Here is a 13,963-nt window from a genome sequence, read left to right on the forward strand (position 1 = left end):
ATGAATGAACAAAAACTGTATATCTCAGATGTGACATTGCGTGATGGTTGCCATGCGGTTCGTCACCAGTACTCCATTGATCAAGTGAAGTCGATAGCACGTGCTCTTGAGCGCGCCAAAGTCGACTCAATCGAAGTTGCTCACGGTGACGGTTTACAAGGTTCTAGTTTCAACTATGGCTTTGGTGCTCACACCGATCTCGAGTGGATTGAAGCGGTTGCAGAAGAGCTTAGTTACTCAAAAGTCGCGACATTATTACTACCGGGAATTGGTAGTGTTCACGATCTTGATAATGCTTATAGCGCAGGCGCGCGAATCGTACGTGTTGCGACTCACTGCACCGAAGCGGATGTATCGCGTCAGCATATTGAGCATGCTCGCAAGCTAGGTATGGATACGGTTGGCTTTTTAATGATGAGCCATATGACCTCGCCACAGAACTTAGCTCTGGAAGCGAAAAAGATGGAAAGCTACGGCGCTACCTGTATTTACGTGGTGGACTCGGGCGGTGCGATGACCATGCAGGACATTCGTGATCGCTTCCGCGCCCTGAAAGAGGTGCTGGACCCGCAAACAGAAACCGGTATTCATGCTCATCACAATTTGAGCTTGGGCGTTGCCAACAGTTTGGTGGCAGTTGAAGAAGGCTGTAATCGTATCGATGCGAGTTTATCAGGCATGGGCGCGGGGGCAGGTAACGCACCTTTGGAAGCCTTTATCGCAGCAGCAGACAAACTTGGCTGGAACCATGGCACCGATTTATATGCATTGATGGACGCTGCGGATGACATCGTTCGACCACTGCAAGAGCGCCCGGTTCGTGTTGACCGTGAGACGCTTGCACTTGGTTATGCCGGTGTTTATTCGAGCTTCTTGCGTCACGCTGAGCGTGCGGCGGAACGTTACGGTTTAAATACAGTAGATATTCTGGTTGAGCTTGGTAAGCGACGCATGGTCGGTGGACAAGAGGATATGATCGTCGACGTTGCGCTTGATTTGCTGAAAAACCGATAGTCGATCTCTCTGTAAAACACTCATTAAATAATAAATATTAAGAGCCGGTACTCCATACTGATACCGGCCATCCCTACATGGAGTGAGGAATATGTCTAATCCAATACGTGAAGCAGAGTTGAAACAGAAAAAACGTGAAAGCCGCCGTGCGGTGATTTCAAGTTATCTTGGTTCAACGGTCGAGTACTATGACTTTCTGTTATACGGAAGCGCAGCAAGTCTGGTGTTTCCAGCATTATTCTTTAGCGACTTAGACCCAGGTCTGGGTACCATTCTGTCGTTTCTTATCTTAGCGACAGGTTATATCGCAAGGCCAATAGGTGGTCTTCTTTTTGGTCACTTCGGCGACAAATATGGCCGTAAACAGATCTTATTTATCACTCTCATGGTGATGGGGATCGTGTCTATATTGATTGGCTTGCTGCCGACTTACCAAACCATTGGTATCGCAGCGCCCATCGCGCTTCTTGCATTGAGAATTTTGCAAGGTTTGGCAGTCGGTGGGGAATGGGCTGGCGCAACCCTGATGGTGATGGAGCACTCGGGTAAAAAGTCTAAAGGTTTGGGCGCAAGTATTGCTGTATCAGGCGGGCCTTCTGGCGCAGTACTCGCGACTCTGGTTTTGGGCGGTTTTTCGTTAATGCCAGAAGAGCAGTTTATGAGTTGGGGCTGGCGTATACCTTTTCTGTTGTCGGCATTACTGGTCGTGATCGGCTTGTATTTACGTCACAGGGTCACTGAGTCACCGGACTTCGAACAGGCGAAGGCTAAAGAAGCACAACAATCTGAATCTACCAGCGTGCCAATTGTTGAGCTATTTCGTAGTTCATCAAGAGAGATTGGCTTAGGCACCTTATCAGGTATTGCTCCACTTTTTATTCAATCTCTGTTAGCGACTTTTGCGCTCACTTACGCAGTGTCAATTGGTCACACCCGCAGTGATGCCTTATTAATGCTGACGATTGCGAATACGCTGCATATATTCACCATTCCTCTTATGGCCGCTATTTCCGACCGATATGGTCGTCGTCCAGTTATGCTGACCGGTGTTGTACTGGGTATGATTTTGATTTGGCCTATGTTCGAATTAATCAGTCATGAAAACCCGTGGATGATGTTGCTGGGCTTTATTATCGGAAATCCTATCATCCAGGCGGTCATGTATGGGCCAATGGGTGCCTTTATCAGTGAGAAGTTTACGACTCGCACTCGTTACACCGGGTTGTCGTTAACTTATCAATTGACGTCCTTGATCGGTGCCGGCTTTACGCCAATTATCGCTCAGGCGTTACTTGAGCAAGCTGGCGGCGGGACGAACACTCACTACATTGCGATGCTGTTCTGTGCGTTATGTGCTGTAACGGGTATTGGTGTGTACTTGTCCAAAGAAACGGCTGCAGTTAAACAAGAGACGGTATCGCTACACGCAAAGGCGAAAGAAGCGATATAAATCGTTTGAGGAATATAGAGCGCTTTTGTTTAGTTACGCACTAAATAGGTGTCAGCTACGAACTAAGGCAGAGAAATTTGCCTTAGTTCGTAATACCAAAAATGATTTTGATTGCTTAGGCAGGAAAATAGTCAACGAGACGACGAAACTAGTTTTATTGAAGTCGGATTTTCTTTCAAATTGATAAACGTTGCTTGAGCGAAGGTAATGCCTTTTTCATCGCTTCGTATCCGGCCATCATGGCTGCCGTTCGCTCTGTCTCTCCACCGAAGTTCGCTAAACTCGGATCGGGAGCCTCTGGTACGATGACAATATCCGCGCTATCAATTTCATCTTTAGTTGTAATGCAGCTCTGTAACCAGAAGGTGTTGGCCATGGTATCAATAGCAGTGTATTTCAGCGGTGGTGGCAAACTACAGAATACATCCACGGCGATAACGATATCAGCGCCTAACTGACGAGCGGCGTACACCGGAACCAGTGACAGAATGCCGCCATCAACCAAAATATCATTATTGTGATGCACAGGTACAAATACTCCAGGGACACTGGATGAGGTTTGTACCACCTCACCAATGTCACCCTCAGTGAACATGACGGCTTTCTTCTGGGTTAAATTTGTGGCCACAATGCCTGTGGTTATGGGGAGATCCCGGAGATCGTCGTATCCGGTTTGCTCGTTTACCCATTTTGCTAGCGCCTTGCCTTTGATTAGTCCTTCGCGAGATAGGCTAATATCGACGATTTCGTGTTCGGTAAATTCGAACATCTTACGCTCTATTTCTGGGTATGCGTGACTGCTGTATAGTGCTGCTGCTATCGACCCTACTGACGTACCAGTTACGATATCGGCTTTGATACCAGCTTCGTTCAGTGCCTTTATTACTCCGAGGTGCATCATGCCACGTGCCGCACCACCACCAAAGGCGATGGCCAGTTTAGGTTTGCTGCCTTGTTCGGCTTTTGTTTCTGTATGTGAGGACAAAACCTCTACTTCTTCAAACGTCAGTTCATTATATTGATTTCCGCTAGCGCAGCCGTATAACCCAGTAAACAGAAGAGGGACAATCAATAGTCGAATCACTTTTTTGAAAGAATGGAAGCTACTCATCAGCAATACCTAATTGTTTTAAATCCTGGCTATCCTGTCGTTCTGCGTACTGCGCAATAACGGGAAACTGAGTATGATCAATACGCTCAGACCAAATACGTTTCGGAATATGGTTGTAGGTATCTGCGTAACTTGGTGTTATTTCAAGCACTAACCTGGCAATGTTATCCAGCTCTAGTGACTCAGCGGATACTGGTAAGGTCAGGACTGTTGCGGAAGATTGCGCAAGATACTGCAATCCCAGATTCTGTTTACCTAATAACTCCGGTGTCAGCAGATGAGGCGTTTGTTGGTCGCCAAGGTCGTAGTGACGTTGCAGAACCATGTACTTGTTTGGGATCGATTCTTGTGAGTTCCACCATTTGCCGTCGACGGCGGCTAATACCATTTTTGCTTGAGACTTATCGACGATACCAAGTTCTTGCAGGCTTGCATTGAGAAGCAAGCTTACGTTTTGGTTATATTCTCTTTCGCTCAATACCTTATGCTGTTGAATGAGGTTAAGCACGATTTTCGCTCCCAGCATATTGGAGTAGAGATCTTCAAGCGAGTAGGCTGAAATCGTTTCTGGCCATCCGGAAAAGCTCGCGTAGCCGTGCCACTGGGCAATCTCGTGGGATTCAGCCTTGAAGTAGGCTAAGCGCGCAGCAAGGTGAGCTGCAACAGACCACTTTTGCTCATCAGTTAGCAAAGACGCGTCGAACGGGGTCATCTCGATATATCTTGGCCCTAATTCGGCAGGTAAATCAATACGATGGGCTTGGCCTAGGTTGGCGAGTATCTCAAAAAATAATCCCATGGTGTCATCGGCGGTATCGCGCACATGGGCGAGGTCGATAAAGCCGCCTTTCTGCGTGTATAAGATACCGTTATTTTCGCTGCCGCCATGACCTAATGCCGAAGAGGATGACGGTGTGTAGTGATATATCCCGCTGGCAAACTTGTGCGGACCTATCTCCTCAAGTTCGACAATGTTGTTCAGTCGGAAAAAAGGGACTGGGACTGGCCCGAATTTAACTTTCTGCATATCCCCAAATGCACAGCACGGGCGAACGTTCTGCGGTACCGTCAATTGAGGGAAGCGAGACTCATCCAAATACCAATTCTGACTGGTCGTCACATTGCCTGCTAGAATATCTGCGGCCTGATTCGAACTTGGCACAGCATGGGTTTCCCAATCAGTCGATGAGCATCCAGCCAGAAAGGTGCACAAGGCGATAGTATAAAAGGGTTTAAATAGTAAACGGTTCATTTCAGTTAAAACGCTTCATTAATTGCAAAGTAAAAACCGCTTTGATCGTTACCAAAGCCCATATCTAAACGCAGGTTAACTCGCTGCTTGATTTCAAATCGGTAGCCAACGCCGACAGAGTAAAGCCACTTGTCTTGACCCAGTTGATCAAATTCCTCAGCCAATGTGCCGGCTCCTAACCAGTACACCATGCCATGGCGACCGGGTAGCGGCTGCCGGTACTCCACTTGGGAAATAAGCATATTTTTGTCGCGATATTGACCTTGTTCATAGCCACGTAGCGCTTCAGCGCCCCCAAGCATCGCCATTTGATCCCAGCTCACGTCACCGAAATTAGATTCGGCACGCATCTGCCAGGCCAGAACCCCAGGAATTAACGATAGAGCGTGGTAGTCACTGTAATTGAACCTTACACGTTCAAAATCATTGTCTGAGCCTAATTCAGTACTGAAGTTCTGATATTCAAGCTCAATCAGCCTTCCTTTTGATGCATTAAGGGCAAAATCCCGCGAGTCATAAGTCACACTGAGCAAGCCGCCAATGTTACGCTGCGTTTCAGGAAATTCCGCAAAATCATCTCCAATCCAAGGTGTGTTTGTGTTTTCTTGTTTGGCGTTGGACGCTTCATTATGGGAAAATGAGAGTCCCAGGCCTAAGTAGGTGTTAGGTAATATACGCGTCATACCAGTGATGGAGGCGGAATAACTGCGTCGGTTATAATCGACCCGCTCATTGTGCATTCCTGCGTCAACCCCAAAGCCATGAAATACATCGGGAGAATCCGTTAATTCAGCGTCAACAAATAAACGGTATTGGTCGTTTTTTAGGTAGTTGGCATTATTGATCGATACCCCATAGGCGCCGTTTATCGACCCAAAACCGTTAATGGTAATCGAGCTTGGCTGTAAGTCCATATCGTTGATATCTGGTTTATAGAGACCAACCGCCGACACGCCAATACCAAATTTTTTCTCCGGAGTATAAAAGGGCCCGGGCATGACACTCCAGTCGACGCCTTTTTCAGGATCGAACTGACCATCTGCGCCCAGCTCCAACAATAAATTCTCAAGCCACACCTGATACTGCTGATACATGGTCAGTTCATGCTGTTCTGGTTTCGGTTCTGTCTGCTCGGCGAGGGCTACCCCAGATATAAACAGGCAAACAAGAGGGAGTATTTTTTTCATGATTTTCAATTCCTAGAATCGACGTCCTAGTGAAAAGAACAGGGTCTCACGTTCCCCAAATCCTGCCTCCATCAAGATTTCCCAGTCTTTGTTAAAGGCATATTGGAATCCAACTACACCGTTCCAGTTCTCATCAGCTGTTTGACTGACATTGAAACCGGCATCTGGACTTAGGTGATCGACAAGTTCATGGATTTCTTTTGGTAGATTTAAGCTCTTTAGATCACCAGACAGTTCTTGTTGAACATTTTGATACATGGCACCAGCAAATACGCGCAGTTCGCGTCCACCATCATATTGCCAGCGATACCCGACACGAGGTGCGGCAACGAAGGTTTTAATATTGCCATCAATAGCTGCAATGCTGGTGTAGGTGTAGTTCATATCGAGTAATGCAAACCAATTTCCTATGCCGCCCGCTAACGTGGTACCAGCGCCATAGGTTCCGCCGTCCATATCCAGTTCAAATACGGCATTGTCCGGTAGGTCATCTCCTAACGCATCCAGCACTGAGCACAGAGTTTTGTTTCCGAGACCAATCACAGAGGAAGTATCACAGCTTAATGAGTTAATTTTTGCCGTACTGGTACCTTGGGTATAACCAATAATGCCGTAGATATTCATAAACGGGAAAATCCAGACATCTCCCCTAAGAGTAATATTTGAGCCTTTAAAATCAGCGTGGTTGGCGTCAATATTAAGGGCCTCAAGTACTGGGTGCCCTGTCAAATCGATGCTGTTAACCGTGACAGGGTTGCTCATATCCATGTATGAAAGTGAGAGACCATAAGGCTTGGGTAGTGAATAGCCTCGCTTCTCAGCTTCATCACCCCAAATAGGGAAAAATGAATCTTGAGCAAAACTCAATTGGGTAAATAAAACGGCCAAAAAAGACAGTGCGATTTTTATTTTCACAATAGTATCTCTTCAAGTTAGTCAAATACCCATCTATTAAAAATGTGTATGTGTTATCTCTAAAGGTTTTGATTAGAATTAAATATAAATATTATTAATTCTGAGGTTTGCAAAATAGAACTGAAAATATCTTCCCAATCAGAAGGACAATTAAAATATTCGTCAGCATAAGAATTGGAGTTTCAATTTTATATGTTGGGGTCAGGTTTAAAGCACCAGAGGTAAGTACGACCAATAGATTGATTCCTAGAATTCGATGAATCATCATTTTTGGTGCTGAAAAAATCTCCCAAATCACTATTGTGTTAATGAAGTAGAATAGTGCCAATTGCCATAGCTCGGTCATTAGTGGCATCAAAAACACATACTCCAGTAAAATTACCGTTCCAGTACCTATTACGCCGAAGAAGGCATCTTTGAGTATACTCGGCGGCATCGTCGGCAAGATGCAAGAAAAAGCAGCTGCAATCATTGGGAAAATTGAACCACCAGGTACCGGGAGATAAATCCAAACGAGTAATGATGTTACGAACATCGACACACCGTGAAAAACTTTACGTCCATCGTCTTTGATATGTTGGGTAAGTGTCCGTTTTTTCAGATGAATTGATACTTTTACACTTTCAGTATTATTGCTGTTTTTAAAGCCGATGAGAGACGTTTGAGGCTTATCTACATAAAAGTTTTCTAATTGTTCAGCCAACACTTTCCACTCAGCGCTGTTTTCATTAGAGTTATTCACTCGACTCAGCAGTCTTTCTTGGATTAGAGTCATTTCATTGACTCGATCAAGCCAGACTCGTCGGTGCTGCCTTAGTTGATAGCTGTCCTTTAACGGCAAGTTTAGTAGCTGATATAGCTTATTAATATTTCCCGCATTAGCTTCAAGCGCTTCAATGTTAAAGTCGTGCCTATTTTTTAATGCTTCAAGTAACATATTTCGACTATTTTCAAACTTCTGGATAAAATTTTGTTCGGTATTAATAGGCCAAATAATTCTATAAACAACAGAAAACGTTATTACACCTAGTACCGTTTCTTGAAGTCGTAATATTGCGAAGTGAAATATAGTTTGATCATCAAATTGACCCATGCAAGCGACGATGGAGCATACTGTAAAAGCCATCGAAAATATGTATCCATATTTCTCGTCGCTTGACATAAAAATACATAATCCAAGAAACATGGTTAGAAAACTCAGGAACAAGAAGGGATCCTGGGGAAACGTACCAATTAAGAAAAGCGAATAAGCGATACCGACTAGCGTTCCCCACACACGGTTGTGTCCTTTATGAATGGAGTGGGCATAGCTCTCGTTCAATGCCATAACCACTACTGCAATTGCAGCCCAGTACGGTTTTTCCCACTGGAACCATAGCGCGAGGCTGAGCGCTATCACGATAGATAGCGCGACTTTAATGGCTTCTTTGGTAGAGGCATTGAGCATGGTATTTACCTATTAGTGTTTCATGATTTTGATGGATGCTGTCATGCCGACACGTAGCTGTAGACCGTCAGGGATCTCGTCAAGTGTGACCTTTACCGGAATTCGTTGAGCCAGGCGTATCCACTGAAAGTTAGGGTTTACATTAGGTAGGAGATCATTGCCCGTAATGCCATCTTTTTTAGCGATACCGAAGCCAATGCTCTTAATCTTGCCTTCTAAAGGCACATCATCGCGCATTAATAAAGTCACGTAGGCTCGGTCGTCTGGGTTAATACCCGCTAGGTCAGTTTCTTTAAAATAGCCTTCGATCCAAAAGCTGTTCTCATCAATAAGAGCTACGACGGGAGAGTTGGCAACCACTTGCGAACCTGCCTGAACATTTAAGTTGGTAATGAAGCCATCAGTTGGCGCGTAAACTTTGGTGTAGTCGAGGTTAAGTTGTGCCTCGTCGATCGTCGCTTTCGCCAGTTCTACATTTGCTGCTGCAGTTTCGACGGCGTTCGCTAAGTTGCTGAGAGTTAAGGTCGGTACGGCACCCGGGCTACGCTTTGCGAGATTAATGGCGCGCAGCTCTTCATTTTTCGCTTTAGCCAGCAGTGCAGAGGCTTGTTTCTCACTGGCCAATGCTTTGTTGTATGTCGCTTGGTAGATGCTTGGGTCAATCTCAAACAGCAAATCACCTTTTTTAACTTTTGAGTTATCAGCTACGTATACGTTAGTTACCTGTCCGGTGACGCGTGGTGTTACTGAGATGACATAAGCACTGACTTGACCATCTCGCGTCCACGGATTATTCGCGTAGGTTTCGTAGTAGGAATAGGCCACAGTACCAGCAGTACACAGCAAAATAAGAGTGATGAGATAACGTTTAATCACGGAAAGTTGCCCTCAGAAAATGGTGATGTAATGACCAATAATGCCGGTAAAAATAACGATTAGGCTCAGCTCTGCTAGAGCTGGGAATGCAACGTATTTATACAGCCCTAATCGGGTAGCGCATGAGGCAACCAATGTAGTCAGAACGTAAGCTAGCCCAATAACCAACAACAACGGTGGGAAATAAATCTCACCCCATACCAGCTCATGCGGCATTGTGTTCATGATTCTTGTCTCTGTTGTGTTTGATGAAGCTAAGATAAAGGAAGTGATGAAAGGCAGATAATCGCTTTTGTAGGATGTCATCCTACAAGTCAGGGTTGGCGAAACATAGAGCAAGTTCAGTGCTATGACTCTGATTCAGAACTTTTGGTATGGGTCTTTCACTGGTGAAAGTATTAGCGTATTAGGTCGGCCAATGACACAGATCGAAATCTCATGAAATATTCCCATCAATTAACCAATTAGGCTCCTATCAGGCAATGACGAGTTGATTCTTTGACTAAGATTAAACGAGGTAAGCATTCTTAATTGGGCGTTGCGCTGACCGAAATATTTGTAGTGTTGGCTGAGGAGAACAGACCGAGAATACACTCATGAATGTAAAACCGTTTGTAATGAATGGAGCCCGCTTAGTCTCCGTATTTGTTAGAGGTGTTTGTGATTAGGAAAAAGGAAATCTATTCATACATCATTGCATTCATGGCAATGATCGTCATGTCGATTACCATCTATCTTCTCACCAGTGAAGATGACACTGCCTACTCTAGAGTTTTCAATAGCGACAGTTTCATAGAGACGGAAATACAGTTTGACCAAAATTACGTTGTAAATTCTCATGACATTGGATTAGAGATTGAGAAGGTTACATCAGAGATCAAAAAAATGTCCTCTGATTTAGAGAGGGTAAGTTTAGAGTACGCAACGCTTGCCGAAGAAATTGAGGTGATAAAAAGCAATCTGGATTGGCTGAGTAAGACGACAGCTTTCGGATCTTACACGAGGAAAATGCTGCAAGAGTTGCCTCAAAGAATAAATATTGAACGTCTTCAAGACTATCGTTCTCAGGTAAACATCAGAATATACGAAATTACCAAGGCCGAAAGAGCCGCGAGTTTGCCAAGTGGAGTCACTTCTAGCTCAGCGCAATATGTTGATTTAGACAAACTTAAGGAATTGATTTCTTTATACAAGGCTCTCTCAAATCAGGTAGACACTTTGATTGCTGTGTCTGGAGATTACTCTGTTGCTCTGGAAGCAGCCAGAGCCTTTCTTAAAGAGCGTCAAGTCTGGACCTACAGTAACTCGCCGATTTGGGAAAACCTTTTTAACCTTGACACCAAAAAGTTATTTGGTGTGACATCTCCAATCAGTTCGATCTCTCGAAATGTGTATTTACCGCAGATTCAAATTTCATTAGTTTATTTCGTCGCACTCTCACTGATATTGCTTTTTTTAAATTGGTGGTCGAGATTAAAACTTGATCTAGTCTCACTGCGACAAGAAAAGGTGTTTGGTAACCCGTTAAAAGACAGTTTTTCAAACAGCATCATAGTCTTAACGATTACATTCGTGGCGTCATCAATTCTTCCTGCATTTTTCTTCACTTGCGTTTGGTTTATCGAGTTCATTTGGGTTCGTCAGTCATCAATTTTGTTTGACGAAGCCATGATAGCGAGTTTCACCCTGTTGTGGAGTGTGGCCTTTCTTTATCATTTGAGTAGAAAGAAAGGGATGCTTGAACTGCATTTTCGCTGGTCTAAGGAGGTGTGTAATACGATTCATCATCGAGTAAGAGTCATAATGTTTCCTTTACTTGTGATTCTGGTTTTCTTCCACTTCTTCCGTTTGCTCGCTCAAGAAAATGATGCCGAAATTCTTCGTATCCTCTTTTTATTGATCGTCGTTTTCCTTTTTGTCCTATACCGTAGTGCATTCAATTTAAATGATATTAATACTCATCTGCCTGCCTTTTTTCAATCGGGTATAGGATTCTTTTTCATTTATTACTCAGTGTTGGGTTCGTATTTTGTTGTAATGATGACCGCTATATTGGGTTTATATGTCGCTTCGTGGAAGATACTCGTACTTCAACAATTGAATATATTCGCGTTAATCGGCGTATTCTTGGTTTATCAGCTTGGCGAACGTTGGTTGATACTTGAGCAAAGGCAGTTAAGTTATCAGCGCTTTCTAGCAAAACGAGAAGAAAAGATCGCGCGAGAAAATGAAGGGCTGCCTGAAGAAGCTTCAACATTTGATGCTGAAGAGAAGGGGCTAGATAAGGAGGCCATCAGCGAGCAGTCCATGACGCTGTTGAAAGGACTATGTTTAGTCTTGTTAGTGACCGTGATCTCCACTATTTGGTCAAATCAGCTCGAGTTAACCAACTGGATGGATAACGTTGTCTTATGGCAGGCAACTCCATCTACGGGTAGCGGCACTGAACTGGTCGATATCACCTTGAAATCAGTAATGTATGCGCTGCTTACCTTGGTTGTTTCCTTCGTGAGTATCCGCAATATTCCTGGCCTATTAGAGTTGCTAGTTTTACGCAGGATGAGCCTGGCACCCGGAACGGGCTACACAATTACCACTTTACTTCGATACTTAATACTGATGCTTGGTATTGCCATCGCCTTCACTACTATCGGGGTTGAATGGGAGCGCTTGCAATGGTTAGTTGCTGCAATAGGCGTTGGCTTGGGGTTTGGCTTACAGGAAATTTTTGCCAATTTTATTTCTGGCCTGATACTGCTCTTTGAGAGACCAATAAGGATAGGTGACACAGTCACTATTAATGAGCTTTCAGGAACGGTTAGCAAAATTCAAACTCGTTCAACAACCATTATCGACTGGGACAATAAAGAGATTGTCGTCCCTAACAAAGTGTTCATTACAGATAAGCTTATCAACTGGTCACTAACCGATTCGGTTACCAGGGTTGTGATTCCTATTGGGGTAGCTTATGACTCGGATGTAAACTTAGTGGAAGATTTATTGTATCGTGCGGTGGAAGACACCCCGCTTGTATTAAGCGTTCCAGCGCCGCGTGTGTACTTTTTGACTTTTGGCGATAGTAGTTTGGAGTTTGAGCTTCGACTCCATATCAACTCAATCGATGATCGCTTACCAACACTCCATTTAGTAAACAAAAAAATTAATCAGTTATTCAAAGAGAATAATGTTGAAATCTCTTATCCTCAACTGGACGTACATATGAAGGATCAGTAAAAGAAAATTCCCGCGTTTTCGTCGAATTGGATACTTAAATCTAAATGAAGGATTGACCTTTTAGGTAAACTTTGCCGTTAGACTAAACTCGTGTTTGGTCTATCTCTGTTCTCAATTTGTCCCAATCCATATCGTCGTATGTATTTTCAAAGCTCACTCATCCCTAGCATGTTCTTTTCTGCAAGTTGATCGCTTTCTTCCGATTTGCACGATAGTGCTCATCCGCTTATGTAGGATTCGATCCTACATAAGCGATTGGTTGAGAGAGCGCTTTTCGACAATACTAGCCACCCAAACGAGCAACATTGTAGTGATGTCATGAAATGCAAAGTTTGTATACGCCAGTTTGGGTGAGTGGTGAGCTTAGAACTGACTCCGTTAACGCCTCGGTTGAGTTGGTTGATGGTAATCAAGTCGTAAAGGCTGGATACGTTATTAACGCTTCAAGTGTCGAAGTATACGTAGCGGACTGATCAGAGTGATATTACGTTGTTGTTGACCGAAGTATTCAACGACGAGACATACAGCTATAAGTAAATCAGGTTTATTTATGAAAGGTATAATTTCAATTAAAACACAAGGTGTGTCTGGGTATTTAGTGAACAGTTCTACAGTATTTCCGGTTCAACGAATGGGGGTGGACATGTGGCAAATTCACACCGTTCAGGATCCTAACCGTGCTCACAATGATGAAGTATGTATCGGGAGCATCATTCCTACTGACGATATTCAAATGTTGATTGATGGTTTGGACAGTAGCGGTCAGCTATCAAATTGTAGCGCGGTGATAGCCGGGTATCAGACTGGAACCAGGCATTGCGATGCGATTTGTGAGGTGGTTTCCCGAGTGAAGGCGAAAAGTCGTCAATCACTTTATGTCTGCGACCCGGAGTTAAACGATCCTATAGCAGATAAGGATTCGTTGCTTGAACATTTAATGCTGATGGCGGACGTTATTGTACCGACTCAATATGTATTAGAGCAATTTACCGGAATTCCGATTAGCAGTATTGAATCAGCCGTTGAAGCATGTAAAAAGGCCTTGGATTTGGGGCCGAAGATCATCCTTGTGAAAAACCTACAGGTCGAGTGTGATGAAGTATTCACAATGATGCTAGCTACACCTAAAGCTATCTATTTGGGTCAGAGACCAATGCTGGACTTCGAGACCCAACTTATTGGCGTGGGTGATTTAATAACTGCAGTCTTTACCGCGTGTTTGGTTAAGCGGATGTCCCCGGTAACTGCGTTTCGTCATACAGCCAACGCTGTTTATGGCGTACTTGAGTTAACTTGTGACAGTGGGAGTTCAGAGATTGAAACGATCGCTGGCCAATATGAATTTGTAGAGCCTACGTTTGATTTTCCTGTGAAAAAGCTTATGGCGTTATAAACAGATTAGAAATGAGGATTGGCAGAGGGTGAGTCAAGAAACTGGTTGATTGTCACATCTCACCATTACCAATGACACGACTAT

At 44.1% G+C, this 13,963-nt stretch carries 12 protein-coding genes; 5 read left to right on the forward strand and 7 right to left on the reverse strand.

Annotated elements, in window-relative coordinates:
* Both dmpG and WJM94_RS01765 read left to right on the forward strand, forming a co-directional pair.
* Positions 1 to 1,014 (forward strand): 4-hydroxy-2-oxovalerate aldolase, encoded by a 1,014-nt coding sequence (dmpG, locus tag WJM94_RS01760; protein ID WP_444492520.1) that lies wholly within the window; start codon positions 1 to 3, stop codon positions 1,012 to 1,014.
* Between the two features lie 91 nt (positions 1,015 to 1,105).
* Positions 1,106 to 2,464, forward strand: a complete 1,359-nt coding sequence (locus WJM94_RS01765) for an MFS transporter (RefSeq protein ID WP_444492521.1) — start codon at positions 1,106 to 1,108, stop codon at positions 2,462 to 2,464.
* A gap of 175 nt (positions 2,465 to 2,639) precedes the next feature.
* Here WJM94_RS01765 and WJM94_RS01770 read toward each other — a convergent pair whose 3' ends face one another.
* The 7 genes from WJM94_RS01770 to WJM94_RS01800 form a co-directional block, all read right to left on the reverse strand.
* Positions 2,640 to 3,575, reverse strand: a complete 936-nt coding sequence (locus WJM94_RS01770) for a patatin-like phospholipase family protein (protein ID WP_444492522.1) — start codon at positions 3,573 to 3,575, stop codon at positions 2,640 to 2,642.
* Positions 3,568 to 4,737, reverse strand: coding sequence for a DUF4056 domain-containing protein (locus tag WJM94_RS01775; protein WP_444492523.1), 1,170 nt, complete (start codon positions 4,735 to 4,737; stop codon positions 3,568 to 3,570). Before WJM94_RS01775 ends, WJM94_RS01770 begins: the two co-directional genes overlap by 8 nt.
* Before the next feature lie 95 nt (positions 4,738 to 4,832).
* Positions 4,833 to 6,014, reverse strand: coding sequence for a BamA/TamA family outer membrane protein (locus WJM94_RS01780; RefSeq protein WP_444492524.1), 1,182 nt, complete (start codon positions 6,012 to 6,014; stop codon positions 4,833 to 4,835).
* 12 nt (positions 6,015 to 6,026) lie between these two features.
* Positions 6,027 to 6,929, reverse strand: coding sequence for a hypothetical protein (locus WJM94_RS01785; RefSeq protein WP_444492525.1), 903 nt, complete (start codon positions 6,927 to 6,929; stop codon positions 6,027 to 6,029).
* Between the two features lie 94 nt (positions 6,930 to 7,023).
* Positions 7,024 to 8,376, reverse strand: coding sequence for an FUSC family protein (locus tag WJM94_RS01790; RefSeq protein WP_444492526.1), 1,353 nt, complete (start codon positions 8,374 to 8,376; stop codon positions 7,024 to 7,026).
* Between the two features lie 12 nt (positions 8,377 to 8,388).
* Positions 8,389 to 9,252 carry an HlyD family secretion protein gene (locus WJM94_RS01795; RefSeq protein ID WP_444492527.1) on the reverse strand — a complete coding sequence of 288 codons (864 nt, stop codon included), beginning with the start codon at positions 9,250 to 9,252 and terminating at the stop codon, positions 8,389 to 8,391.
* Positions 9,253 to 9,264: 12 nt separating this feature from the next.
* Positions 9,265 to 9,477 carry a DUF1656 domain-containing protein gene (locus WJM94_RS01800; RefSeq protein WP_444492528.1) on the reverse strand — a complete coding sequence of 71 codons (213 nt, stop codon included), beginning with the start codon at positions 9,475 to 9,477 and terminating at the stop codon, positions 9,265 to 9,267.
* A 435-nt stretch (positions 9,478 to 9,912) separates the two neighbouring features.
* Here WJM94_RS01800 and WJM94_RS01805 point away from each other — a divergent pair, with 435 nt between their 5' ends.
* The 3 genes from WJM94_RS01805 to pdxY all read left to right on the forward strand — a co-directional run bounded on the left by WJM94_RS01805 (position 9,913) and on the right by pdxY (position 13,879).
* Positions 9,913 to 12,486: a mechanosensitive ion channel domain-containing protein gene (locus WJM94_RS01805; RefSeq protein WP_444492529.1), complete on the forward strand. Its 2,574-nt coding sequence runs from the start codon at positions 9,913 to 9,915 to the stop codon at positions 12,484 to 12,486.
* 323 nt (positions 12,487 to 12,809) lie between these two features.
* Entirely contained in the window at positions 12,810 to 12,959 is a 150-nt protein-coding gene (locus WJM94_RS01810) for a hypothetical protein (RefSeq protein ID WP_444492530.1), read from the forward strand.
* Positions 12,960 to 13,036: 77 nt separating this feature from the next.
* Positions 13,037 to 13,879: a pyridoxal kinase gene (gene pdxY / locus WJM94_RS01815; protein WP_444492531.1), complete on the forward strand. Its 843-nt coding sequence runs from the start codon at positions 13,037 to 13,039 to the stop codon at positions 13,877 to 13,879.
* Positions 13,880 to 13,963 lie beyond the last annotated feature (84 nt).

The sequence above is a fragment of the Vibrio sp. YIC-376 genome (genome assembly GCF_052353105.1).
In the GTDB taxonomy this organism is placed as follows: domain Bacteria; phylum Pseudomonadota; class Gammaproteobacteria; order Enterobacterales; family Vibrionaceae; genus Vibrio.